The sequence below is a fragment of the Acinetobacter sp. UBA5934 genome (assembly GCF_002430855.1).
Classification (GTDB): domain Bacteria; phylum Pseudomonadota; class Gammaproteobacteria; order Pseudomonadales; family Moraxellaceae; genus Acinetobacter.
On record NZ_DJDC01000034.1, the window covers coordinates 5,414 to 29,364 of the forward strand.

At 42.4% G+C, this 23,951-nt stretch carries 25 protein-coding genes; 12 read left to right on the top strand and 13 right to left on the bottom strand.

Annotated elements, in window-relative coordinates; genetic code table 11:
- The 4 genes from B2Y23_RS02365 to dapD form a co-directional block, all read right to left on the bottom strand.
- Positions 1 to 340: hypothetical protein (locus B2Y23_RS02365; protein ID WP_291368788.1), on the bottom strand; the 340-nt coding region annotated here is incomplete at its 3' end.
- Positions 341 to 353: 13 nt separating this feature from the next.
- Entirely contained in the window at positions 354 to 1,025 is a 672-nt protein-coding gene (gene queC, locus B2Y23_RS02370) for a 7-cyano-7-deazaguanine synthase QueC (RefSeq protein WP_291354709.1), read from the bottom strand.
- A 41-nt stretch (positions 1,026 to 1,066) separates the two neighbouring features.
- On the bottom strand, positions 1,067 to 1,777 hold the full coding sequence (gene queE / locus B2Y23_RS02375) for a 7-carboxy-7-deazaguanine synthase QueE (RefSeq protein ID WP_291368790.1): 711 nt from the start codon (positions 1,775 to 1,777) through the stop codon (positions 1,067 to 1,069).
- A gap of 124 nt (positions 1,778 to 1,901) precedes the next feature.
- The gene (dapD, locus tag B2Y23_RS02380) at positions 1,902 to 2,723 is read right to left on the bottom strand and encodes a 2,3,4,5-tetrahydropyridine-2,6-dicarboxylate N-succinyltransferase (protein ID WP_291354707.1); all 822 of its coding nucleotides are present in this window, start codon (positions 2,721 to 2,723) and stop codon (positions 1,902 to 1,904) included.
- Positions 2,724 to 3,026: 303 nt separating this feature from the next.
- Between dapD and carO the strand changes: the two genes are divergently transcribed.
- Positions 3,027 to 3,755, top strand: coding sequence for an ornithine uptake porin CarO (gene carO / locus B2Y23_RS02385; protein WP_291368792.1), 729 nt, complete (start codon positions 3,027 to 3,029; stop codon positions 3,753 to 3,755).
- Positions 3,756 to 3,837: 82 nt separating this feature from the next.
- On the opposite strand, the gene B2Y23_RS02390 is transcribed toward carO, so the two are convergent.
- The 8 genes from B2Y23_RS02390 to B2Y23_RS02425 form a co-directional block, all read right to left on the bottom strand.
- Positions 3,838 to 5,034 (bottom strand): OmpP1/FadL family transporter, encoded by a 1,197-nt coding sequence (locus tag B2Y23_RS02390; protein ID WP_291368794.1) that lies wholly within the window; start codon positions 5,032 to 5,034, stop codon positions 3,838 to 3,840.
- Positions 5,035 to 5,265: 231 nt separating this feature from the next.
- On the bottom strand, positions 5,266 to 6,189 hold the full coding sequence (locus B2Y23_RS02395; RefSeq protein WP_291354704.1) for a CysB family HTH-type transcriptional regulator: 924 nt from the start codon (positions 6,187 to 6,189) through the stop codon (positions 5,266 to 5,268).
- A gap of 53 nt (positions 6,190 to 6,242) precedes the next feature.
- Positions 6,243 to 7,304, bottom strand: a complete 1,062-nt coding sequence (locus tag B2Y23_RS02400) for a sulfate/molybdate ABC transporter ATP-binding protein (RefSeq protein ID WP_291368796.1) — start codon at positions 7,302 to 7,304, stop codon at positions 6,243 to 6,245.
- Positions 7,305 to 7,315: 11 nt separating this feature from the next.
- Positions 7,316 to 8,209, bottom strand: a complete 894-nt coding sequence (gene cysW / locus B2Y23_RS02405) for a sulfate ABC transporter permease subunit CysW (protein WP_291368798.1) — start codon at positions 8,207 to 8,209, stop codon at positions 7,316 to 7,318.
- Positions 8,206 to 9,039 (bottom strand): sulfate ABC transporter permease subunit CysT, encoded by an 834-nt coding sequence (cysT, locus tag B2Y23_RS02410; protein ID WP_291368800.1) that lies wholly within the window; start codon positions 9,037 to 9,039, stop codon positions 8,206 to 8,208. Before cysT ends, cysW begins: the two co-directional genes overlap by 4 nt.
- A gap of 83 nt (positions 9,040 to 9,122) precedes the next feature.
- Complete coding sequence (locus tag B2Y23_RS02415) at positions 9,123 to 9,728, bottom strand: alpha/beta hydrolase (RefSeq protein WP_291368802.1); 606 nt, start codon at positions 9,726 to 9,728, stop codon at positions 9,123 to 9,125.
- 27 nt (positions 9,729 to 9,755) lie between these two features.
- Entirely contained in the window at positions 9,756 to 10,769 is a 1,014-nt protein-coding gene (locus B2Y23_RS02420; RefSeq protein ID WP_291354699.1) for a sulfate ABC transporter substrate-binding protein, read from the bottom strand.
- Between the two features lie 178 nt (positions 10,770 to 10,947).
- Positions 10,948 to 11,952, bottom strand: a complete 1,005-nt coding sequence (locus B2Y23_RS02425) for a sulfate ABC transporter substrate-binding protein (protein ID WP_291368804.1) — start codon at positions 11,950 to 11,952, stop codon at positions 10,948 to 10,950.
- A 167-nt stretch (positions 11,953 to 12,119) separates the two neighbouring features.
- On the opposite strand from B2Y23_RS02425, the gene pabC reads away from it, so the two are divergent.
- The 4 genes from pabC (at position 12,120) to B2Y23_RS02445 (ending at position 15,086) form a co-directional block, all read left to right on the top strand.
- Positions 12,120 to 12,932: an aminodeoxychorismate lyase gene (gene pabC, locus B2Y23_RS02430; protein WP_291368806.1), complete on the top strand. Its 813-nt coding sequence runs from the start codon at positions 12,120 to 12,122 to the stop codon at positions 12,930 to 12,932.
- 1 nt (position 12,933) lies between these two features.
- Entirely contained in the window at positions 12,934 to 13,980 is a 1,047-nt protein-coding gene (mltG, locus tag B2Y23_RS02435) for an endolytic transglycosylase MltG (RefSeq protein ID WP_291368808.1), read from the top strand.
- Positions 13,981 to 13,989: 9 nt separating this feature from the next.
- Positions 13,990 to 14,595 carry a dTMP kinase gene (gene tmk / locus B2Y23_RS02440; RefSeq protein WP_291368810.1) on the top strand — a complete coding sequence of 202 codons (606 nt, stop codon included), beginning with the start codon at positions 13,990 to 13,992 and terminating at the stop codon, positions 14,593 to 14,595.
- A gap of 74 nt (positions 14,596 to 14,669) precedes the next feature.
- On the top strand, positions 14,670 to 15,086 hold the full coding sequence (locus B2Y23_RS02445; RefSeq protein ID WP_291368812.1) for a PaaI family thioesterase: 417 nt from the start codon (positions 14,670 to 14,672) through the stop codon (positions 15,084 to 15,086).
- 65 nt (positions 15,087 to 15,151) lie between these two features.
- On the opposite strand, the gene nadB is transcribed toward B2Y23_RS02445, so the two are convergent.
- Entirely contained in the window at positions 15,152 to 16,795 is a 1,644-nt protein-coding gene (gene nadB / locus B2Y23_RS02450) for an L-aspartate oxidase (RefSeq protein ID WP_291368814.1), read from the bottom strand.
- Positions 16,796 to 17,022: 227 nt separating this feature from the next.
- Here nadB and B2Y23_RS02455 point away from each other — a divergent pair, with 227 nt between their 5' ends.
- From B2Y23_RS02455 to era, 7 genes are all read left to right on the top strand, one after another.
- Positions 17,023 to 18,405: a Do family serine endopeptidase gene (locus tag B2Y23_RS02455; protein ID WP_291354692.1), complete on the top strand. Its 1,383-nt coding sequence runs from the start codon at positions 17,023 to 17,025 to the stop codon at positions 18,403 to 18,405.
- A 136-nt stretch (positions 18,406 to 18,541) separates the two neighbouring features.
- Complete coding sequence (locus tag B2Y23_RS02460) at positions 18,542 to 19,003, top strand: acyl-CoA thioesterase (protein ID WP_291354691.1); 462 nt, start codon at positions 18,542 to 18,544, stop codon at positions 19,001 to 19,003.
- Between the two features lie 172 nt (positions 19,004 to 19,175).
- Positions 19,176 to 20,993, top strand: a complete 1,818-nt coding sequence (lepA, locus tag B2Y23_RS02465; protein ID WP_291354690.1) for a translation elongation factor 4 — start codon at positions 19,176 to 19,178, stop codon at positions 20,991 to 20,993.
- A gap of 20 nt (positions 20,994 to 21,013) precedes the next feature.
- Positions 21,014 to 21,841, top strand: a complete 828-nt coding sequence (gene lepB / locus B2Y23_RS02470; protein ID WP_291354689.1) for a signal peptidase I — start codon at positions 21,014 to 21,016, stop codon at positions 21,839 to 21,841.
- A 22-nt stretch (positions 21,842 to 21,863) separates the two neighbouring features.
- The gene (locus tag B2Y23_RS02475; protein WP_291354688.1) at positions 21,864 to 22,238 is read left to right on the top strand and encodes a DUF4845 domain-containing protein; all 375 of its coding nucleotides are present in this window, start codon (positions 21,864 to 21,866) and stop codon (positions 22,236 to 22,238) included.
- On the top strand, positions 22,210 to 22,908 hold the full coding sequence (gene rnc / locus B2Y23_RS02480) for a ribonuclease III (protein ID WP_291354687.1): 699 nt from the start codon (positions 22,210 to 22,212) through the stop codon (positions 22,906 to 22,908). The genes B2Y23_RS02475 and rnc overlap by 29 nt, the downstream gene beginning before the upstream one ends.
- A complete protein-coding gene (gene era / locus B2Y23_RS02485) occupies positions 22,908 to 23,942 on the top strand; it encodes a GTPase Era (protein WP_291368816.1) in 1,035 nt (344 codons plus the stop codon). The genes rnc and era overlap by 1 nt, the downstream gene beginning before the upstream one ends.
- Positions 23,943 to 23,951 lie beyond the last annotated feature (9 nt).

Genomic DNA, 23,951 nt, shown 5'->3' on the forward strand with positions numbered 1-23,951 from the left:
CAAAACAAGCTTGAAGATCTTTATTTTGTTTTTGTACAAAAGCTAAAGTTGCAGGGCTTTTCTTCTGGTTAATGGTACTTTGGATTTCCCATTTTTGAGCATTGGTTAAACGGCCATCAGCTTCCACTGCACAAGAACAGTATTTGCTTACTTCAGCTGAGCTAAGTTTTTTACCTTTGCCAGTTTCTTCTTTACAAACATTAATTAAAGCAGATTTTACATTAGTGCTTTTATAAGCCTCTTGAAGCTTATTTGTTTCAGCTGCATTTGAAGCAGTAGCCATCAATGCAACCGCAGAAACCAATGTAGAAAGAATAATGTTTGACTTCAAATTTTTCATGTACTGTACCCTGTTATGACGGTATATAACGTGTCGGATCGGCGATACCCGCGTCAGCAAAACCCTGTTTACGTAAGCGGCAACTATCGCATTTACCACAAGCACGTCCTTGGTCGTCTGCTTGGTAGCAAGACACCGTTTGACTATAGTCTACGCCATGTTCTATACCTAAGCGAATGATATTTGCTTTGGATAAATGTAACAAAGGTGTTTCAAATTTAAGAGGTTTTCCTTCTACACCCACCTTGGTTGCCAAGCGCGCCATGCGTTCAAAAGCATCAATAAATTCAGGGCGACAGTCAGGATAGCCTGAATAATCAACGGCATTGATACCAATCACAATTGCTTCTGCACCAAAAACTTCGGCTGCGGCGAGCGCATAAGACAGAAATATTGTGTTACGTGCTGGAACATAAGTTACAGGAATACCTTCTTGTTCCTGTTCGGGTACATCAATGTTATGGTCTGTTAACGCAGAGCCACCGAGGTTACCCAAATCGATATTAATCACACGATGTTCGACACCAGCACGCTGGGTTAATGCTCGAGCGGCATCCAGTTCAGTGGTTGAACGCTGACCATACATGAAACTTAAAGCAATACATTCATAACGTGCTTGCGCCCAAGCCAAACAAGTTGTTGAGTCTAAGCCGCCAGATAACAAAACTATGGCACGAGGGCGCATATCCAAATCTCCAAAAAATAGGTATTTAAAAACAAAACAGATTAACGACCGGTTTCATCGTTCCAGAGCAATTTATGTAATTGCAACTGGAAACGAACAGGGAGATGGTCATCTAAAATCCATTGAGCCAAATCACGCGCAAGTTGCGGTAACTTCACCGCGCCTTTTTCTACAGCAAAAGCGGGTGAGAACCAGACGGTGCTGACTTTGTCGGCCAGTGTGTATTGTTCAACTTGCTGTTTTGACCATTCATAGTCTTCACGGTTACAAATCACAAACTTGATTTGGTCGTGCCGGGTTAAATGATCGAGATTACTAAGCAAATTTCGTGCAACTTCTCCAGAAGTTGGCGTTTTTAAATCGAGTACTTTAGAAACTCGCGGATCTACCTTAGACACATCTAAAGCACCACTGGTCTCTAAAGATACTTCACAGCCCAAGTCGGCTAAACGCTGCATCAATGGCAGGGCGTTAGGCTGTGCCAATGGTTCACCACCGGTCACACAAATATAAGGTGTTTTAAAATCGAGTGTGGTTTGAATAATGTCGTCTAAAGATTTGCGCTCACCACCTTCAAAAGAATAAGTAGTATCACAATACGTACAACGTAAAGGGCAACCGGTTAAACGGATAAATACGGTCGGTAATCCTGCGGCGTTGGCTTCACCTTGTAATGAATAGAAAATCTCCGTAATACGTAACCCCGCAGACGGATCGGAAACAGGAATAGCGGAAGATCGAAGAGTACTCATAACAACATAATCCAACTCAGGATAGATAGGGTATAAAAATAAAAATCCCTACGGCTATTGCTAACCGTAGAGACGAAGAGCGACTAAAGCTCTGAGGAATATTAAGTTCCTAAAAATTTAAGACCTAGTCTTCGCGAAGTAGATCGTTCAGGCTGGTTTTCGCACGGGTTTTCGCATCTACTTTTTTCACGATAATTGCAGCATATAGGCTGTAAGTACCACATTTAGATGGAAGACTACCAGATACGACTACAGAACCTGCAGGAACGCGGCCGTAATGGATTTCGCCAGTTTCACGATCAAAGATTTTAGTAGATTGACCAATGAATACGCCCATTGAAATCACAGAACCTTCTTCTACAATCACGCCTTCAACGATTTCAGAACGTGCACCAATGAAGCAGTTGTCTTCAATAATGGTTGGGTTCGCTTGAAGTGGCTCAAGAACACCACCAATACCTACACCACCAGACAAGTGAACATTTTTACCGATTTGTGCACATGAACCCACAGTCGCCCATGTATCGACCATGGTACCTTCATCTACATATGCACCGATGTTCACATAAGAAGGCATCAATACTACGTTTTTCGCCTGGAAAGAACCTTTACGTGCCACAGCAGGAGGTACTACACGTACGCCAGCAGCTTTAAACTGTTCTTCAGTCCAATCAGCAAATTTAGTGTCGACTTTGTCGTAGAAACGAAGATCACATGCTTCCATTGGTTTGTTATCATTCAATTTGAAGGATAACAATACAGCTTTCTTAATCCACTGATGAACAACCCATTCACCTTCGATTTTTTCAGCAACACGTAAGCTACCATTGTCCAGGCCAGCAATGACTTCTTCAACGGCTTGACGAATTTCAGGTGAGCAATCCGCTGCTGTGAAATTCGCACGGTCTTCAAACGCTTGTTCAATGATTGTTGAAAGCTGAGACATGATCTTCCTTCCAGAAAAAAAATTTTCAAGATTTTACACTATATTGAGACAGAAATAGATGAAAAAGTGGCTTCGGATCGGAATTAATCATAAATTAGAATTATAAAATATTAATAAAATGAAATTAAAGTTAAATTTTAAACTTAAAAATAACTTGTTTATCAAAAAGAAAATAAATATGTATCAAAAAATAACAAAACATGAGCAAAACGTGGGTAAAAAGTGGCCATAAACTCATTTATAGTTAACTCATCATAAATAGTATTAATGATGAAAAAAAAGTTATTTTTGAGGAGAGAAATAATGAAAACTTTACATAAAATTTTGGCGATTTCTGTATTAGCTACAGCAGCTAGTTCTGTTATGGCAGCAGATGAAACAATAGTAACGAATGATGGCGTTGCTGAATTCTCTTTCTTTAAACCAGCTTCAGTACGTGCAGAAGTTGGTACTACTGGTAATGGTGGCGCTATTTCTTGGAGTGCCAATCCGTATGTTGGTGTAACTTTAGGTTATAACGGCGGTGATATTTCTTGGTCGGATGATTTATCCATTAATGGATCAGAATATGATTTAGATATGGAAAACAATCTAACCTATTTAAACGCTGAAATCCGTCCTTGGGCAAACTGGTTCTATATGGCTGCTGGTGTAGGTTATATTGATAACGATTACGATATTCAGCGTCGTGTAGGTGCTTCTGAAGGATTCACAGTGAACGGTACGGATTTCGTAGCTGGCACTGGTGGAGCAAATATTAGTGGTCAATTATCGTATAAAAACAATTTAGCTCCATATGTAGGTATCGGTTTCTCACCAGCAATTACCAATCGTTGGGGAGTATTTGGTGAAATCGGTGCTTATTACAACGGTAACCCACAAGCTAACTTAACTGCGACTGGTACTGCTGTAACTACGCAACCAGGGGTAGATTTTATCTCTGCAGTCGAGCAAGAAGAGCGTGAGATTGAAAATGACAATAAATACGAGTGGCTACCAGTTGCTAAACTGGGTGTAAGTTTCCGCTTCTAATCTTTACAGACAATAAAGAACGAGCTAAGGCTCGTTTTTTATTTTTCCAAAATTAAGCTATTTAAACTTAAACTATTTTGAGTTAAAAGCGATAACCCATCTTGAACCCATAGGCAACCGCCCGGTTATTGTTCACCGATGACAACACGCCGAATAAACTGCCTGAACCCTCTTGATCTTGCTCAACTTTGGCTTTGTTAAGGCTAAAATATTTAATCCCCGCGGCAATAAATAAATTAGAGTTCAGATTATAAAAACCGCCGACACCCAGACTATAGTAATCATCCGAAGGGCTTAAAGTGGAAGCTGGATTGCCAATACCTGAATCCAGTCCTAGATCCACAGCCCCGGTCCATTGCTCATTGAATATATGGGCCAATCCCAAGGTTGCAGAAAGCTGATTTTTTTGATAATCCACCAAATTGACCGATGCAGGTGTACCTGAACTCATTAGGGGAGAAATCATTTTAAATTTTTCCCAATTCACCCAGCGTAATGAAGTATAGATAAGATTGCGCGGAGTGATTCCCCATTGAAACTCGAAGTTCAGCGACTGAGGGGTTTCTATGCTGATGGACTGTTTAGAGCTTAAATTCAAGACCGGAATTGCAGGAGTAGAAAAAGTTTGTTCATAAAATTGCGGTTGATGGTGAATTTTAGAACGATAGCTGAGTGAAGTTTTTAGAGCATATTCAGGTATTTGATAGCTGATTCCGGTTAACCATCCCAAGCCTGAATCTTGATCGGTATCTGCAACATAATCGGCCAGTATTCCCATCGATTGTCCTGAAATTTTCAGCTGAGTGTCCAGGGTTTGATAGCTTAATCCTGTGTACAAATTCCAGGATGGATTAGGCTGATAACCGAACAGGGCGGTTAAATTATGGGTATTCAATTCAAAATCTACAGCATTGACTAAATCGGCAGGACTGGTGTTAATCGGTTCTAAAGCGTAGCCGATATCTGTACCAAAAGGTTGATCGTAAATCAGCCCAAAAGACCAATTCGGGTGTACTTGTAATTTTAATGCGAGATTCGAAACATAAAAGGTGTTGGCAAAATTGTGGGTCGAAATTTCACTAGATGTGGATGGGTTATTCGGGTCTGGTCGATAGGTTTTGCCAGAAATTTTGGCTTTTATAATGGCTGTTGAGAACTCGGCATAATGATCGGGTTGTAAAAAAGATGCGATGGACTGGTTAGAGGTTTCCAGTGCCGCAGCATAGAGGTAGCCAGGCATGAAAATACCAAGACTGATGCCGAATGCCGTAGCTTTCATAGATACCCTCAATTAATTTTTTAATGATTCAATGTCTGTAAAAAGTATAAATATAAACATGAAATTGAATGTTTTTTATCCAATGTTTTACTTTATTTGATTTTAGGCATAATCGGCAAGTGTTGTTTGAAGTTTTTGATATTTAAATGATTGTTTTGAATTAGGTTGCGTAAAAATATCAATAAAAAAAGGGATATTTTTATATCCCTGATTTTAGAAAAAATGGAATAATTAGTCTTCTGGATAAGCCACTTTTTTCAGTGCTTTAATGTCAGCTTCTGGCGAGCACAGTGAAATAAACTCATAACCATAACCGCGTAGCAAATGACCTTTGCGCACCGCAATCCAGGTGGTATTTACACCAAAGATATCAGTTGGAATTTGCTTTAAACGATAGTCACGTTCAGCATCATAGGCAACATTATTGACTATACCGACCCCCATGTTCAGTTCGACATAGGTTTTGATGACATCGGCATCCAGTGCTGACATGACAATATCGACATCAATACCTGCATCTTCAAAGGCTTTGTCAATTTTAGAACGACCTGTGAAACCGCCATGGTAGGTAATAATCGGATATTGCGCCAAGTCTTCCAGCGTGATGTCTGCTTTGTGGGCAAGCGCATGGTCTTTCGGTGTAATAATACTGTGCTGCCAGTTGTAGTAAGGCACACTGGCCAGATTTTCTTCTGTGGTGAGGGATTCGGTCGCAATGCCAATATCCGCTTCACCCTGAAGCAACATTTCGGTAATTTCAACCGGGCTCGCCTGTTGCAAAATCAAGTGAACTTTCGGAAATTCTTTTTTAAACTGGTTCACAATGGGCGGCAACACATAACGCGCCTGGGTATGTGTGGTGGCAATGGTCAAGGTACCTTCATCAACGCGGTTAAAGTCATCTGCCAGACGTTTAATATTGTCTGCATCGACCAGCATGCGCTCAACAATACCGAGTAAAGACTGACCCGGTTCAGTCAAGCCCAATAAACGTTTACCTTTACGGATAAACAGCTGTACCCCCAGTTCATCTTCTAAATCTTTGATGTGTTTACTCACCCCTGATTGTGAGGTGTAAAGTGCTGCCGAAGCTTCGGTTAAATTAAAGTTTTGTCTAACGGTTTCTCGAATAATTCTTAATTGTTGGAAATTCATAATGCTGTTTACCCTAAAGAGGATGGGGCTGTTTTTGCCCCATCTATTTGTTATTAAGCGACATCGTTTGCAAACAGATGCAATGCTGTTGGACTTAACCACACGGTTTGATTTGGTTTGAATTGGTGTAGTTTCGCTTCGTCCGAGTTAAGCGAAATTTCAATTAAATTGCCTTGACGATCTTGAAGTTCAGCCAGAACTTTACCGGCAATCCAGATTTCGCGCAGGAAAGTGGCCTGAATGGCATTTTCCTGTGGTGTTGCATGAATACGCAGTTCATTTGGACGGGCAAAGGCAATCACATTCCCTTGCGGAGCATTTTTCACCTGTGGCAGTTGCAGACGGTCATCCCCAATCTGAATGATGCCTTGCTGGTTTTGCCCTTCAAAACGGTTGGCTTGACCGAGGAAGTCGAATACGAACGGCGTTGCCGGTTTTTCATACACTTCACGAGGTGAACCAATCTGTTCAACATTGCCTTTATTCATCACCACGATCTGGTCAGCCACTTCTAAAGCTTCTTCTTGATCATGGGTTACAAAAATAGAAGTAATGTGCAATTCATCATGCAGGGTACGTAACCAGCGGCGTAGTTCTTTACGCACTTTGGCATCAAGTGCGCCAAACGGTTCATCGAGCAGTAATACGCGAGGTTCAACGGCTAAAGCACGTGCCAAGGCAATACGCTGACGTTGACCACCAGAGAGTTGCGCAGGATAACGGTCCGCCAAAAAGCCCAACTGAACCAGATCAAGCAAACGGGTGACACGTTTTTTAATTTCAGCTTCTGATGGACGGGTTTTGCGCGGACGAACCCGCAGACCAAAAGCAATATTGTCAAATACAGTCATATGACGGAACAAGGCATAATGCTGGAATACAAAGCCGACTTCACGTTCACGTACATGCACATCTGTTGCATCTTCGCCTTCAAGAATCACCTGACCGCCATCGGCTGATTCCAGACCTGCAATAATACGTAGCAGGGTCGTTTTACCACAGCCAGATGGACCGAGTAATGCCACCAGCTGACCATCTGGAAAATCCAGTGAAATGTTTTTAAGTGCATGGAATGCACCAAAGTGTTTTTCAATATTTTTAACTTGAATACTCATGATGTCATTCCTTAAGAAACTGTTGAATCGTCATTACGTTTGTTTTGTTTTTCCTGGCGCACTTCTACCCATGTTTTCAAGATCAGGGTCACAATTGCAAGCAAAGCCAGAAGCGATGACACCGCAAACGCCGCACTAAAGGTATATTCGTTGTAAAGGATTTCAACATGTAGCGGTAGGGTATTGGTTTCACCACGAATGTGACCAGATACCACCGATACTGCACCGAATTCACCCATGGCACGGGCATTACACAGAATCACACCGTAAATCAGACCCCATTTAATATTGGGTAAGGTCACTTTCCAGAAGGTTTGCCAACCTGAAGCACCCAGTACAATTGCCGCTTCTTCTTCCTCTGTGCCTTGTGCTTCCATCAAAGGAATCAGTTCACGCGCCACAAAAGGTACAGTAATGAACACGGTTGCCAGCACAATGGCAGGAACGGCATACAAAATTTTAATGTCATTGTCCATCAGCCAGCCGCCAAGCCAGCCTTGGGTACCGAAAATCAGCACCAGCATCATACCTGCGATCACAGGTGAAACCGAGAAGGGTAAATCAATAATGGTGGTCAGAATGGATTTGCCACGGAAATTAAATTTCGCAACAGACCATGCAGCTGCTATACCAAACACCACGTTTAACGGCACGGCAATCACGGCAGTCAGTAAAGTCAGTTTCACGGCAGATAAGGTATCTGGATGCACCAGTGCCTGGAAATAAACCCCGACACCTTGTTTAAACGCTTCAACAAACACCAGAATTAAAGGCAGAATCAGGCAGCTTAAAAAGAAAATCAGCGCAATTGTAAGCAGCACATAGCGAACCCAGACTGGTTCACGGGTTGCATCGCGGGACTGTAATTTCTCGGCTAAAGCATTGCTATTGGTGATTAAACTCATCGTGCTGTTCTCCCTGTACGACGGCTTGCCCATGCTTGTAGCAAGTTAATCAGGAATAAAATCGCAAATGACAGTACCAGCATGACGACTGCAATGGTGGTCGCACCGGCATAGTCATATTCTTCTAAACGAGAAATAATCATCAGTGGTGCGATTTCAGTTTCAAAAGGCTGGTTACCGGCAATAAAGATCACCGAACCGTATTCACCGACACCACGTGCAAAGGCCAAGGCAAAACCGGTCAATAGTGCAGGGAACAGAATCGGTAAAATAATCTTGGTGATAATCTGAAAACGGTTTGCGCCCAGCGCAGATGCGGCTTCTTCCAGTTCAGTTTCCAGATCGCTGAGTACTGGCTGTACGGTACGTACCACAAAAGGAATACCAATAAAGATCAGCGCAAGCGTGATCCCGATCGGGGTATAGGCCACTTTAATACCGATCGGTTCCAGATACTGACCGATCCAGCCAGTTGGTGCATATAATGATGTTAAGGCAATACCGGCCACAGCTGTTGGCAGGGCAAAGGGTAAGTCGACCAAAGCATCGATAATACGTTTACCGGGAAAACTATAACGCACCAAACACCATGCCAATAACAAGCCAAACACGACATTGATTAAGGCTGCAATTAGGGCAGCGCTAAAACTTAACTGCAAAGATTTTAAGATACGTTCTGAACTTAAAATTTCCCATAAACCGTCCCAGCCTATACCTAGCGATTTAATAAATACCGCAGACAGTGGAATAAGAACAATTAATGACAAATACGCTAGGGTAAAGCCTAGAGAAAGACCAAATCCTGGCAGCACTCGGGATCGCTGCGACATGATGACTCCTGAAAAGAGCGATGCTGACCAATTAAGTCAGCGAAAATAAAAGTTTAAATCGGCACAAGCATAATTTGCAGACTTCAAATTGCAAATTTAAAAAAGCACTTGTTCTCATCAGTAAAATTGATATGTTGCAACACATTTTCTGAAATCAGATAATCATAAATTTCAGGAAATGGACCAAAACCGGAAGCGACATTGATATGCCCAACTTGACCCAGATTGATTGGATTCAGCTTCCACGCTTGCGCAAGTTGCAGGGCATCTTCAAAATTTAACCAGGGATCGTTTTCACTTATCAGTAAACTGGTCGGCACCAGAATTTTAAGCTGATGAAAATAGTGTTGATAATCTTGCTGGCTATCACGTGCAAAGCCAGCTTCGCCAAAACGGGCAGGATTGGCCGGGGCAACCAAAATCAAATTCTTAATTTTTTGATTGAGTTCCGGATGCTGAGCCAGTGCTGCCACAGTGGTTAAACAACCAAAACTATGCGCGACAATCTGGATATTGCCCTGAATGGGCGCTACGGTATTTACAAATTCCGCAATCCATTTTTGTAACACAGGCGTGTTCCAGTCCTGTTGTTGCACACGGGAGCATGACATGAGTTGTCGTTGTAGCCATGACTGCCAGTGAGCAGCTTCACTACCCCCTACGCCTGGAACAATTACGGTATGTATCATGTCGATGCTCCTGTCTATCGAATGCGATTATTTAGCACTATTGGCTTTTACGATCTGGTCAAATACGCCGCCATTTTCAAAGTGTGCTTTTTGAACTTTGCTCCAGCCACCAAATTCCTGATCAATCGTGACCAGTTTTAGTGGCTTAAATACCTTGCTGTATTGCGCCAGTGTTTTCTGATTGCGTGGACGGTAGAAGTTTTCAGCAGCGATTTGCTGGCCGCGTGGCGAGTAAAGGAAGTTTAAGTAGCCTTGAGCCAGGTATTTATTGCCTTTTTTCTCGGCATTCTTTTCCACAATCGCCACCGGTGGCTCAGCCAAAATAGACAATGATGGCGTTACAATCTCAAATTTACCCGGCTGTTCACGAATGGCTAAGTGAGCTTCGTTTTCCCATGCCAGCAATACATCACCAATGCCGCGTTCAGCAAATGTTGTGGTTGCACCGCGTGCACCTGAGTCCAGAACTTTGGTGTTTTTATAAATTTGACGCACAAATTCTTGTGCGGTTTTGTCGTTACCACCGGCCTGATGTTTCGCCCAAGCCCATGCAGCTAAATAGTTCCAACGTGCGCCACCAGAGGTTTTAGGGTTAGGAGTAATAATGCCTACACCCGGTTTAACCAGATCGCCCCAGTCTTTAATGCCTTTTGGGTTGCCTTTATGGACCAGGAACACGATGGTTGAGGTATAAGGTGTTGAGTTATGTGGTAGTTTCTTTTGCCAGTCGGCTGGCAAAAGTTTGGTTTTTTGCTGAATCACGTCAATGTCGGCAGAAAGCGCCAAAGTCACGACATCTGCATCCAGGCCATCAATAACCGCACGTGCTTGTTTGCCTGAACCGCCATGAGACTGTTTGAAGTTAATTTTTTGTCCAGTACGGCTTTGCCAGTATTTACTGAAATCTTTGTTCACGTCTTCATACAGTTCACGTGTCGGGTCATAAGATACATTGAGAAAATCTTTTGCTGCAGCACCCAAAGAAATGGTCGATACTACTGCGGCTAAAACCCCAAGTTTCAATTTTGCTGAAATGCTCATGCGGACCTCAATATTCTTAATATGTTTCATGACATGGGCAGAGAATAACGCCATTCTTTATGCATAAAAAATAATAAAAAACGAATTTAATATGAATAAAAAAGATAAACAAGGTTGGATTTATCATCCTCGCATCAGTCTTATGAATAAAACTGATGCTGTGATGAATTAACTGAAATTATTTGATGCTGTTGGCTTTCACGATCTGGTCAAATATGCCACCATTTTCAAAGTGTGCTTTTTGAACTTTGGTCCATCCACCAAATTCTTTATCAATTGTGACCAGTTTTAAAGGTTTGAATACGGATTTATATTTTGCCAATACCGCCGCATTGCGTGGACGATAAAAGTTATTGGCAGCAATCGTTTGACCGGCAGGTGAATACAGATAGTTGAGATAAGCTTTGGCTAAATTCAGGTTGCCATCTTTCTCGGCATTTTTTTCGACAATCGCTACCGGTGGCTCAGCCAAAATAGACAATGATGGTGTCACGATTTCAAATTTACCCGGCTGTTCACGAATGGCTAAGTGAGCTTCGTTTTCCCAGGCCAGTAATACATCACCAATGCCGCGTTCAGCAAATGTTGTGGTTGCTCCACGTGCACCTGAATCCAGAACTTTGGTGTTTTTATAAATTTGACGCACAAATTCTTGTGCGGTTTTGTCGTTACCACCGGCCTGATGTTTCGCCCAAGCCCAAGCCGCCAAGTAGTTCCAGCGTGCACCACCAGAGGTTTTAGGGTTAGGGGTAATAATGCCTACACCCGGTTTAACCAGATCGCCCCAGTCTTTAATGCCTTTTGGGTTGCCTTTATGGACCAGGAACACGATGGTTGAGGTATAAGGGGTAGAGTTATTCGGGAATTTTTTCTGCCAGTTTTTGGGCAAAAGATTTGAATTCTCAGCAATCGCATCAATATCTGCTGCAAGTGCCAAAGTCACCACATCGGCATCCAGACCGTCAATCACTGAACGTGCCTGTTTGCCAGAACCGCCGTGTGACTGTTTGAAATTAAGCTCTTGGCCTGTCGTCTTCTTCCAATAGGCACCAAACTCTTTATTATAGTTTTCATACAATTCACGTGTTGGATCATAGGAAACGTTTAAAAAGTCTTTTGCCAGCGCACCAAAAGATGTTGCTGAAATAAGCGCTGCTAAAACCCCGATTTTTAATGTACGCATGTTGATACCCTTTGAATTTGAATTATTAATGTTTTGTAACAAGGCGAAGGATAGCGTTATCTTTTTTGTTGGAAAAATAATAAGAAATGAATTTGATATGAATAAAAAAGCTATTAATTTAACGCTGCTGTTTTTAAACTAAGTCATCATTTACAGGATGTTCGGATATGCCATGTTTTAAAAATGCACAGCAAATCAGCGAAATTTCATTATTGGATCGGGCTTTCCATTACGGTGATGGGTGTTTTACCACTGCGCGTGTGCGACATGGCAAAATTGAACTTGAAAACCTGCATAGGGCACGGCTAAAGTTAAGTTGTGAACGGCTGATGCTACAAGCAGATTTAAGCTTCATTGAAAAAACGTTGGCCGTGTTGCAGCAGCAATTTCTGCATGTGAATGGCACCTTAAAAATTATCATCAGTCGCGGCGAAGGGCAGCGCGGTTATAGCTTGCCTGATCATCCGGCAGATGTCTGGGTATTTTTTTATCCTCAGGTGGTGGAGGATTTTCAAATTGAAAAAATTAAGTCGGGTGTATTGCAGCAAGCTTTGGGTCTGAGCATGCCAGCTTTGGTGGGATTAAAAAGCCTGAACCGTCTGGAACAGGTATTATTAAAACATGAAGCCGATCAGCGCGGCTGGGCAGAAGCTTTAGTGACCGATGTACAAGGCACTGTTGTTGAAGGAGTAAGCAGTAATTGTTTCATTCGCTTAAACAATACATGGATTACGCCAGAACTTCGTTATAATGGCGTCCATGGTGTGATGCGGGCGGAAATTTTGTCCCGGATGCAACAGCAAGGCATTCACTGTGAACAGCGTTTTATTGATATGGATGACATCTCAAAATTTGAAAGCCTGTTTTTCTGTAATGCCTTAAGTCCAATGAAACTCGTGACTGAACTTAACCAGCAAGCTTTGAATGTTCAACCCTGTATTGAACTTTTTAATATCCTTCAATTAGATCAGATTCATTAATATGTCCAGCAGCAAAAAAAAATCAAAAAAGAAAGCAACAAACGCATTTCCATTTAAAGGCTTCGTCGTTCTATTTGCAGGTCTTGTGGTTTTGATTGTGGTGATCCTATGGTCAAGCTTATTTAAAGCCTATCCTGTGGAAGGTCAAAAGCAGATGCTGGCCATCGATGACGGGGATACCTATTCAGGTTTTATTGATCGTTTAGCCAAGGAAGATAAAGTCAGTTTTCCTGTTGTGTTAAAGCTTTATCAAAAGTTTATCATTCATGACAGCATGAAAGCCGGTGTCTATGAAGTGCATCAGGGCATGTCGGTACGTGAAGTAATGCAGCTGGTATCGAATGCTGAAAATGCACAGATGAACCGTATTCTGGTGATTGAAGGTACCACTTTTAAACAGCTGATTGCACAATTGAAAAAAGATGATTTGGTCACTAAAGAAGTGTTGAATCTTCCTCAAGAGCAAATGCTGCAAGCTTTAGGTATTCCGTTTAGCCATCCTGAAGGCCTGTTTGCACCCGATACCTATTTCTTTGCCAAAGGTGAAAGCGATAAGAAGATTTTGACCGATTTATATAAGCGTCAGATGAAGGCTTTGGATAAGGCATGGAATAACCGTGCCAGCGGTTTGCCGTATAAGGATAAATATGAAGCACTGATTATGGCTTCTATTGTAGAAAAAGAAACCAGTCTGGATCGTGAGTTAAATCAGGTATCAGGAGTATTTATCCGTCGTTTGCAACAAGGAATGCGTTTGCAAACCGATCCAACCGTGATTTATGGCATGGGAGATCGTTATAATGGCAATATCACGCGTACAGATTTGCGTACACCGACTGCTTATAACACTTATACGAACAATGGCTTACCGCCAACTCCGATTGCATTGCCAAGTCAAAAAGCCATCGAAGCTGCCATGCACCCAGACAATTCGAATAACGTTTATTTTGTGGCTACCGGCAATGGTGGGCATAAATTTACTGCAAGTTTGGATGAGCATAATCGTGCCGTGCAAGAATATTTAACTGTCATTCGTTCAAAAAATTAAGGAGTGGGGATGTTTATTAGTTTTGAAGGCACTGAAGGTGTCGGGAAAACCACACTCATTCGTAAAATTTATGATTATTTAGTGCAGCAAGGTCAGGATGTAGTACTGACGCGTGAGCCGGGCGGCACACCAATGGCAGAACAGATCCGTTCCCTGTTATTGTCAGTGAATCATGAAGAAAGCATGTCCAATGATACCGAATTGCTCCTCATGTATGCGGCACGTGCACAGCATTTGCAGCAAGTGATTGTTCCGGCATTGACCGCAGGTAAAACGGTACTGTGTGACCGTTTTACCGATGCCAGTTATGCCTATCAATGTGCAGGTCGTGGTTTAAGCAAAGAAAAATTAGAGCTATTAAATGCGAATTTCGTTTCGCATATGCCGAATATCACCTTTTGGCTAGATGCGCCGACTGAGTTGGGAATGGCACGTGCGCGTGAACGGGGTGCACTAGATCGCTTTGAGCAAGAGAAAGCTGTTTTCTTTGAGAAAGTACGTTCAGGCTATCAGGAGCTTTGGGAACGGCAGGGTGAGCGGATTAAACGTCTAGATGCCACCCAAACGCCCGAACAAGTATTTAGACAGGCACTTGGGTGTTTGCAATCAGTGTAGTTATTCTCAGCGATTGGGTTTAAATGAAAAATCTTCTATAGTGGCTAACATTATGGAAGATTTTTTTATAAACAATGAAAAGTAATAAAGCTGAAATTATTGAGTTTTTGCAACGTGAATTTCCGCAAAGCCTGGAAAAATGCGAAATAGAATCAGTCACTGAAAAAAGCGCATCCATTATTTATCATGTGGGAACAGCGGATTTAAGACCAGGCGGAACGGTGTCTGGACCGACCATGATGACCGCTGCCGATTATGCCCTGTATATTGCGATCCTGGGTGAAATCGGTATTGTTGCGTTGGCTGTTACGACCAATTTATCCATCAATTTTTTAAGAAAACCAACGGCAGCACAGGATATTCGTGCAGTGTGCCAATTAATGAAAGTTGGGAAAGCCCTCATTGTTGGTGATGTGTGGTTATATTCTATTGATCTGGATGAACCGATTGCACATGCAGTGGGTACTTATTCCATACCACCCCGGCAATAAATAGCTGTAATAGATTGAAAAAGCCGAACACAGATGTTCGGCTTTTTTATATATGCTACACGAGTTTAAGCATCTACATTGACCAACGGGGTTTCTACCTGAAAGTTGGGTGGAGTCAATACGGTTTTACGCAGTTCAGGCCCAAGTTCCGGATAATCCAGGGTGTAATGCAAACCGCGTGATTCCTTGCGTTCCATGGCACAGCGCACAATCATCTCGGACACCAAAACCAGATTACGCAGTTCAATCAGGTTTTTGCTGACCTGGTAATCCTGATAATATTCAGTGATTTCACGCTTCAACATTTCGATACGATGTAAAGCACGTTGCAGACGTTTGGTAGTCCTTACAATACCGACATAGTTCCACATGGTCTGACGCAGTTCATCCCAGTTTTGCAGAATAACGACATCTTCATCCGGATTGGTGACTTGGGAATCATCCCAGGCAGGAATAGCCGGCGAAACATAATCTGGATTGAACAGACTTTCGATATGTTTTGCTGCGCTCATTCCATAGACAAAACATTCTAAAAGTGAGTTACTGGCCATTCGGTTAGCACCATGTAAACCGGTATAAGAGGTTTCACCAATGGCATATAAACCTTCAATGTCGGTCTGGCTATTATCATCGACCACCACACCGCCACAAGTATAGTGCGCCGCAGGAACCACAGGAATCATGTCCTTGGTAATATCGATGCCTAATTCAAGTAAACGTGCATATAGTGTCGGGAAGTGCTCTTTAATAAACGTTTCATCTTTATGGGTGATGTCGAGCCAGACATGACGTATCCCTAAACGCTTAATTTCATAGTCAATGGCACGTGCCACAATATCCCGCGGCGCCAGTTCAGCACGTTCGTCAAAGCGCAGCATAAAACGTTCACCATCAGGCAAGCGTAAATAAGCTCCTTCACCACGCATGGCTTCGGTAATTAAAAAAGAACGTGCTTGAGGATGATAAAGACAGGTCGGGTGGAACTGATTAAATTCCATATTGGCAACCCGGCAACCGGCACGATAAGCCATGGCAATACCATCACCGGTCGCGATATCCGGATTAGAGGTATACAGATAGGCTTTCATGGCGCCGCCACACGCTAGGGCAGTAGAAGCTGCCAAGAAGGTATGAACCTTTTCAGTTTTTTCATCAAGCGCGTATAGGCCCAGGGCACGATTGGTTTGATCTTTCAGGCCAAGTTTTTTTGAAGTAATTAAATCAATGGCAATATAATTTTCAAAAATAGTGATGTTGTGTTTTTCTTGGGCGCGTTCAACTAACGTAGTTGAAATGGCACGACCTGTCGCATCTGCAGCATGAATAATACGGCGATGAGAGTGACCGCCTTCGCGGGTTAAATGCAGCTGTTCCTGTTCATCTAAAGTAAATTGCACGCCATGTTTTAACAGGAAATCCACTGAAGGCTTGCCACCTTCTACAGTCTGCTTGACGGCTTCACGCTCGCATAACTGTGCACCTGCAATCATGGTGTCATCAATATGCTGTTCAATTGAATCAGTTTCATCTAAAACCGCAGCGACACCCCCTTGTGCATAAAAAGTACTGGCTTCGGTGAGTGCCGATTTGGCCAAAACAGCAATATTGAAATGATCGGGTAATGATAAGGCCAGACTTAACCCTGCACCGCCACTGCCCACAATGATCATGTCAAAACGATGCGTTGTATTTAAATTAGACATGTCCATCAGCTAATTTGAAAAAAAGTTTGCTAATAACACCGCTTTTTTGATCAAAAGACAAGAGCTAATATGCTAATGTATGATGAGAAAAAGTAATAAAGCAACAAACTTTTAAGAAAGATTTAAGCTGTTGTTTATACAAATATAATCAAACGTATTATTACCCAAAACAGACATATTTTATGCTAAATACTGTCTACGCATAGTTGTAATGAATGGAGTAAATGCTTTACATGAATAATCGCGATATACAAAAAGGAATGTATGCTGCTGTATTTACAATGGCGGCCATGCAAACACAAGCAGCTTCCTCGGTAGACTTTTCTAATCTGGTTGAACAGGTCAGTCCTGCGGTGGTGAGTGTAAACGTCGTTAAAAAAATGACTCAGGAAGAGCTGATACAACAACAAATACCTGAAATTTTAAAACGTTTTTTTGGAAATCAGGTGATTGTGCCGCAGCAACAGGCTCAGCAAGAAAAAACCGCTTATGGTAGTGCATTCTTTATCAGTAAGGATGGTTATCTGTTGACCAATCATCATGTGGTTGAAGATGCATCTAAAGTTACTATTATGCTAAATGACCGCCGTGAAATTGATGCGACTGTGGTCGGAAGTGATGCGCGTACCGATGTAGCGCTACTCAAAGTCAATGGTTCCAGTTTCCCTGAATTGCGTACCGGAAATGTAGACCGGCTCAAAGTCGGTGAGCCGGTACTTGCTATTGGTTCACCTTTCGGTTTTGACTATTCTGCATCTGCTGGTATTGTCAGTGCAAAAATGCGTAACATGATGGGGGAAACCTCGGTACCCTTTATTCAAACCGATGTAGCTTTGAATCCGGGTAACTCAGGCGGTCCCTTGTTTAACCAGAACGGTGAAGTGGTCGGGGTAAACTCGCGTATCTTTAGTGGTACTGGCGGCTATATGGGGTTGTCATTTTCCATTCCGATTGATGTCGCAATGGATGTGGCAGAGCAGTTGAAAAAGAATGGCAAGGTGACCCGTTCATATTTGGGCGTCATGTTGCAAGACATTGACCGCAACCTTGCAGAATCTTATAACCTGTCCAAACCTGAAGGTTCATTGGTAACACAGGTCGCACCCAACTCTCCGGCAGCCAAAGCTGGCTTTAAGGCGGGCGATGTCATCCTGAAATATAATGGCTCGCCTATTTCCAGAACTTCAGAGTTGTTGAATTACCTGAATAGAACTTCACCAAACCAAAATATTCAACTGCAAGTTTTGCGGGATGATAAAACTCGTAATATCTCGGCAACGTTGACGACTGCACCAGACGATACGCCGGCTAAAGTTGAACAGACGGCTCAAAATAAAGGTCCAGTTTTAGGCATAACGATTCGTAATTTAACTGCCAGTGAGCAAAAACAACTGGATATTAAAGGCGGAATTTTGATAGAGGAAGTTAAGCGCGGAGGGATTGCATCTCAATCACGTTTGATGGCAGGAGATGTGATTACCAAAGTAAATAATAAAACCATTTTGAATAGTGAAGATTTTGTTAAATCTGCATCTGAATTGAAAAAAGGTTCAGTTGCCCGGGTTTCAATTATCCGTCAGGATCAGCGCGCTATTTTAGGTATGCGGATTGAATAGTCCTAGTCCATCAAATAAAAACCACTCTATGCATGAGTGGTTTTTTTATATTTTGCAATTTTACTGCAATCTAAAATTACGTAGACTGTCTGACCTTGAAGGTCGTTTTTACACAGCGTAAGGGTAAGCAAAATAGATGAGCACAGTTTTTGATTTGGAAATCACCGTTCAAGCAAAAGATATTGACAGTCTGGGACACGTGAATAATGTCGTGTATATGCACTGGATGCAGGATGTTGCCACTGCACATATTGATGCCCTGGGTTTAGGGGTGAAACAATACCTGGAACTGAAACATGCCATGGTCGCGGTAGAACACCATGTGCAATATCGTAAGGCGGCATTTGAAGGCGAAAAAATTGTCTTGCGTACCTGGCTGGATGATGTCAATGCCTTGTATTCTTTCCGCCAATATGTGTTTTATCGTCCTCACGACCAAAGTGTTTTATTTATGGGTAATACCAAATGGGCCTGTGTGGAAATTGCGACAGGTCGACCAAAACGCATGTCACCGACATTTATTCAGGCCTATCAGCCGATATCAGAACAACTGAATCCGCTGGATTTTAGTCAATATGATGGGATGGCTTCAAACTGAGTACATAGGTTCAATTGAGTTTTATTTTCAAAATAACGCTCAAAGCGAAAAAGGAATTCATTATTTAGGATACATTGAAAAATCCATCTGCTATAATCCTACGCAATTTCTATTCAGCTTTTGCCATGCATTAATTATTGGTTGCATGGCGTGTTTTTTCTCAAGGTAGCCCATGGCGCAAGCTAAAAAATCTGTTGATATTAAAAACATTCGTAACTTTTCGATTATTGCGCATATCGATCATGGTAAATCGACTCTGGCAGATCGCTTTATTCAAACCTGTGGTGGTTTGCAAGATCGCGAAATGCAGGCTCAGGTTCTGGATTCTATGGAACTGGAACGTGAACGTGGTATTACCATTAAAGCGGCCTCAGTGACGTTGTACTATACCCATCCGAATGGTCAAGAATACCAATTAAACTTTATTGACACGCCAGGACACGTGGACTTTTCATACGAAGTATCACGTTCGCTAGCAGCCTGTGAAGGTGCGCTTTTGGTTGTCGATGCTGCGCAAGGGGTTGAAGCGCAGTCGGTTGCGAACTGCTATACCGCCATTGAGCAAGGGCTTGAAGTACTTCCTGTACTCAACAAAATTGACTTGCCGCAGGCTGAACCTGAACGTGTAATTCAGGAAATTGAAGATATTATCGGGATTGAAGCGACAGAGGCACCAACCTGTTCTGCGAAAACAGGCCTTGGCATTGAAGGGGTGCTTGAAACGCTGGTCAATGTGATTCCTGCACCTACAGGTGACCGTGATGCACCGCTACAAGCCCTGATTATTGACTCATGGTTTGATAACTACCTGGGCGTTGTGTCTTTGGTGCGTATCAAGCAGGGGCGCGTGCGTAAGGGCGATAAAATGTTGATTAAATCAACAGGTCAATCGCATATCATTACGTCAGTGGGTATCTTCAATCCTAAACATACAGAAACCGGAATGTTAGAAGCCGGAGAAGTCGGTTTTATCATTGCCGGTATTAAAGATATTTTTGGTGCGCCTGTGGGCGATACCATTACCCTTGCGGCCACACCTGATGTTGCAACTTTACCCGGTTTCAAAAAAGTCAAACCGCAGGTCTATGCAGGTTTATTCCCGATTGATTCAAGTGATTTTGAACCATTCCGTGAAGCATTGCATAAGCTGCAAATCAATGACTCGGCATTATTCTTTGAACCTGAAAGCTCAGATGCTTTAGGTTTTGGTTTCCGCTGTGGCTTCCTCGGGATGCTGCATATGGAAATCGTACAAGAGCGTCTAGAGCGTGAATACGATCTGGATCTGATTTCTTCTGCGCCAACCGTAATTTACGAAGCCGTGATGAAAAATGGTGAGACGATCTATATCGACAGTCCATCAAAAATGCCAGATGGTTCTACCGTTGAAGATTTACGTGAACCGATTGCTGAGTGTCATATCCTGGTACCACAAGAGTATCTGGGCAATGTGATGACTTTATGTGTAGAGCGCCGTGGTGTGCAAAAAGACATGAAGTTTATGGCCAATCAGGTTTCGATTACCTTTGAAATTCCAATGGCTGAAGTGGTGATGGATTTCTTCGACAAATTGAAATCATGTTCACGCGGTTTTGCCTCACTCGATTACAACTTTATCCGTTTTGAAAGCTCATCGCTGGTGAAGGTTGATGTACTCATTAATGGCGATAAAGTTGATGCCTTGGCCATGATCTGTCACCGTCAGGATGCACGTCACCGTGGTATTGCACTGGTTGAAAAAATGAAAGATCTCATTCCGCGTCAAATGTTTGATGTGGCGATTCAGGCGGCCATTGGTGCGCAAATTATTGCCCGTTCTACTGTAAAAGCGATGCGTAAGAACGTATTGGCGAAATGTTATGGTGGTGATGTATCACGTAAGAAAAAACTTCTTTCTAAACAGAAAGAAGGTAAGAAGCGTATGAAGCAGGTGGGTAGTGTTGAAATCCCGCAAGAAGCGTTCCTTGCTGTGTTGAAAGTAGAAAGATAATAATAGAGGTCATATAGCTCATGGATTTTGATTTTAATTTAATTCTCGTTCCTGTCACGCTGATTTTTTTCTTGGTGTGGCTACTCGACAAGTTTGTTTTCAAACAAAGACAAACCTTAGGTAAGGGGAATGAAAATTTCATTATCACATGGGCATATGACTTCTGGCCAGTTCTGGCAGTTGTGCTGGTGCTGCGTTCATTCCTATATGAACCCTTTAATATTCCTTCAGATTCGATGGTTCCGACCCTGGAAACTGGGGACTTTATTTTAGTCAACAAATTTAATTATGGTGTGCGTTTACCCATCGTAAATACTAAAATCATTGATGTAGGTGAACCAGAACGCGGTGATGTAATTGTGTTCCGTTATCCGCCACAACCGACCATCAGCTATATTAAACGTGTAGTCGGTTTGCCAGGTGACCATATTGTCTATGATCATGGACAACTGATTATCAATGGACAAAAAGTGGCGAAAGTTCCGGTAGAATTTAGCCGTGAAAAAGATATCCTGGATACACCCGCTTCAATTTACCATCAGGAAACATTGGGTAAGCACACCTTTAAAATGCGTGAGCTGGAAGGGGTGAATGTTGCTCGTCAGGCACCGTTTATTAACTATGTTGAAAATGGTAAATATTCATCTGAAAATGGTTTATATTGGGAAGTCAAAGTACCTAAAGGTCATTACTTTGCGATGGGGGATAATCGCGATCAAAGTGCTGACAGTCGTTTTTGGGGCTTTGTACCAGAACAAAATCTAACAGGTCGTGCCTTCTATAAATGGATGCATAAAGAACCTGGATTTAAATTACCGTCGTTTAACCGCAACGGTGTAATTGATTAAGCATGACTGGAAAAAATAACAAATGCGTAAAAATCAACAAGGGGCGTCGTATATTGCAATTTTAATTGCAATTATTGGTTTTGCTTTTTTAGTGAAAATTGCAATTGCGGTTTGGGGACCGTATTGGGATGATCGAATAGTGGATAGCCAAATTGTGGAGTTGCTACAAAGTAGTCCGGCCAATACTGCTCCTTCGAAATTCTCAAGCCAGATGAGTCAGCGTTTAGACATGAATAATGTGCGCGATCTAAAATTTGATGAAATTGCGAAAGTAGTAAACGTTGACGGTCTGGAAGTGAAAAAAGAGTATGAGATAAGAAAGCCTTTCTTACTCAATATAGATTTAGTGTTAAAGTTCGAGAAAAGTTTTGATCAAAGGTCAGCCCAAACTAAGTAATATGCGCTTAGTCAACCGTATCGGTTATCAGTTCAAACAGCCTGAATTATTGCAGCTTGCACTGACCCACCGATCGGTGAGTCATAAAACTAACTATGAGCGCCTGGAATTTCTAGGCGATTCATTGTTAGGGATGATCATTGCCCATTATTTGTATCAAGCCTACCCGCAAGAAAATGAAGGGCGTTTAACGCGTATGCGGGCCACATTGGTTCGTCAGGAAGCATTAGGCAAAATTGCAAACGATTTAAAACTTGGTCCGTGTTTAATCTTAAGCACGGGTGAGTTGAAATCGGGTGGACATCATCGGGAATCTATTCTTGCTGATACTGTAGAGGCGATTATTGGTGCAATTTATGTTGATTGTAACGATTTAAAAGTCTTGCAAGAGATTGTACTGAAATGGTACGCGCCATATTTGGACCATATCGAACCTACAGACCAACTCAAAGATCCTAAGTCACGCTTACAGGAATATTTACAGGCACGTAAAAAACCTCTCCCTGTTTATGACGTTGTAGATATTCAAGGTGATGCTCCGAATCAGCATTTCAAAGTGGAATGCATGATTGAGGGCTTGCCGGTATTGTATGGTGAGGGTTCAAGTCGTCGCTTTGCCGAACAGGCAGTCGCGGCAGATATCTTAAAACAATTGGAGCAAAAGTCTTAATGACTACTCATTCCGATCACATCGATGCTGATCACGAACCGCAAAACCAAGACAGCGGTAACGATTTAATTAACCAATTCTTTAGCTCACAAGGAACGACCATTCCTTCTGATTTCAAAAGTGGTTTTGTTGCGATTGTTGGACGCCCGAATGTGGGTAAATCAACATTAATGAACCATTTATTGGGTCAAAAGCTTTCGATTACTTCACGTAAACCGCAAACCACGCGTCATAAGATTGTCGGGATTGATAGCCGTGAAAAATCTCAGGCAGTTTTTGTCGATACGCCGGGGATGCATAAAAAAGAAGTACGTGCCATCAATAAAATGATGAACCGTGCTGCACATTCTGCACTGCGTGATGTCAATCTGGTGTTATTCGTGGTGGATGCGCAAAAGTGGACCCAAAATGATGAGCTTGTACTGGAAAAACTGAAAAATGCAGAAATGCCGGTCATCTTGGTTATCAATAAGCTGGATACTTTTGAAAACAAGAATCAGGCACTGCCATTGATTCAAGAGCGTGCCAAGCTAATGAATTTTGCCGAGATTGTGCCCGTATCGGCGTTACGTGGTGCCAACCTTGAGCATCTTCGTAATACCATTGAAAAATATTTGCCCTTCCAGCCGCCACTTTATTCACTGGATCAGATTACTGACCGTTCGGAGCGTTTCCTCGCTTCAGAAGTGATTCGTGAAAAAATCATGCGCCAATTGGGTGAAGAACTGCCGTATGACTTGACTGTGCAAATTGAATCTTTCAAGACCGAAGAAGCCACCATCAATCCGAAGACAGGTCGTCCTAAAGCGGCATGTACTTATATTGATGCGACCATTTTTGTTGATCGTCCCGGGCAAAAAGCCATCGTGATTGGTGAAAAAGGGTCTAAGCTGAAAAAAATTGGTATGGATGCCCGTACCGATATGGAAAAAATGTTCGAACAGAAAATCATGCTCACGCTTTGGGTGAAAGTCAAAGGTGGCTGGTCTGATGATGAACGTGCATTAAAAAGCTTGGGTTATAGTGATATCTAAGATCTAAGT

Excerpts from the sequence above, each read along its gene's own strand:
- B2Y23_RS02475 (WP_291354688.1), top strand. The coding sequence starts at position 21,864 with ATGCGTAAAAATCAACAAGGGGCGTCGTATATTGCAATTTTAATTGCA.
- B2Y23_RS02415 (WP_291368802.1), bottom strand. The coding sequence starts at position 9,728 with ATGATACATACCGTAATTGTTCCAGGCGTAGGGGGTAGTGAAGCTGCT.
- cysW (WP_291368798.1), bottom strand. The coding sequence starts at position 8,209 with ATGAGTTTAATCACCAATAGCAATGCTTTAGCCGAGAAATTACAGTCC.
- B2Y23_RS02445 (WP_291368812.1), top strand. The coding sequence starts at position 14,670 with ATGAAAAGTAATAAAGCTGAAATTATTGAGTTTTTGCAACGTGAATTT.
- tmk (WP_291368810.1), top strand. The coding sequence starts at position 13,990 with ATGTTTATTAGTTTTGAAGGCACTGAAGGTGTCGGGAAAACCACACTC.
- B2Y23_RS02420 (WP_291354699.1), bottom strand. The coding sequence starts at position 10,769 with ATGAGCATTTCAGCAAAATTGAAACTTGGGGTTTTAGCCGCAGTAGTA.
- queC (WP_291354709.1), bottom strand. The coding sequence starts at position 1,025 with ATGCGCCCTCGTGCCATAGTTTTGTTATCTGGCGGCTTAGACTCAACA.
- cysT (WP_291368800.1), bottom strand. The coding sequence starts at position 9,039 with ATGTCGCAGCGATCCCGAGTGCTGCCAGGATTTGGTCTTTCTCTAGGC.
- B2Y23_RS02400 (WP_291368796.1), bottom strand. The coding sequence starts at position 7,304 with ATGAGTATTCAAGTTAAAAATATTGAAAAACACTTTGGTGCATTCCAT.
- B2Y23_RS02390 (WP_291368794.1), bottom strand. The coding sequence starts at position 5,034 with ATGAAAGCTACGGCATTCGGCATCAGTCTTGGTATTTTCATGCCTGGC.
- B2Y23_RS02455 (WP_291354692.1), top strand. The coding sequence starts at position 17,023 with ATGAATAATCGCGATATACAAAAAGGAATGTATGCTGCTGTATTTACA.
- dapD (WP_291354707.1), bottom strand. The coding sequence starts at position 2,723 with ATGTCTCAGCTTTCAACAATCATTGAACAAGCGTTTGAAGACCGTGCG.
- B2Y23_RS02460 (WP_291354691.1), top strand. The coding sequence starts at position 18,542 with ATGAGCACAGTTTTTGATTTGGAAATCACCGTTCAAGCAAAAGATATT.
- mltG (WP_291368808.1), top strand. The coding sequence starts at position 12,934 with ATGTCCAGCAGCAAAAAAAAATCAAAAAAGAAAGCAACAAACGCATTT.
- carO (WP_291368792.1), top strand. The coding sequence starts at position 3,027 with ATGAAAACTTTACATAAAATTTTGGCGATTTCTGTATTAGCTACAGCA.
- B2Y23_RS02425 (WP_291368804.1), bottom strand. The coding sequence starts at position 11,952 with ATGCGTACATTAAAAATCGGGGTTTTAGCAGCGCTTATTTCAGCAACA.
- lepA (WP_291354690.1), top strand. The coding sequence starts at position 19,176 with ATGGCGCAAGCTAAAAAATCTGTTGATATTAAAAACATTCGTAACTTT.
- lepB (WP_291354689.1), top strand. The coding sequence starts at position 21,014 with ATGGATTTTGATTTTAATTTAATTCTCGTTCCTGTCACGCTGATTTTT.
- B2Y23_RS02395 (WP_291354704.1), bottom strand. The coding sequence starts at position 6,189 with ATGAATTTCCAACAATTAAGAATTATTCGAGAAACCGTTAGACAAAAC.
- pabC (WP_291368806.1), top strand. The coding sequence starts at position 12,120 with ATGCCATGTTTTAAAAATGCACAGCAAATCAGCGAAATTTCATTATTG.
- nadB (WP_291368814.1), bottom strand. The coding sequence starts at position 16,795 with ATGGACATGTCTAATTTAAATACAACGCATCGTTTTGACATGATCATT.
- era (WP_291368816.1), top strand. The coding sequence starts at position 22,908 with ATGACTACTCATTCCGATCACATCGATGCTGATCACGAACCGCAAAAC.
- queE (WP_291368790.1), bottom strand. The coding sequence starts at position 1,777 with ATGAGTACTCTTCGATCTTCCGCTATTCCTGTTTCCGATCCGTCTGCG.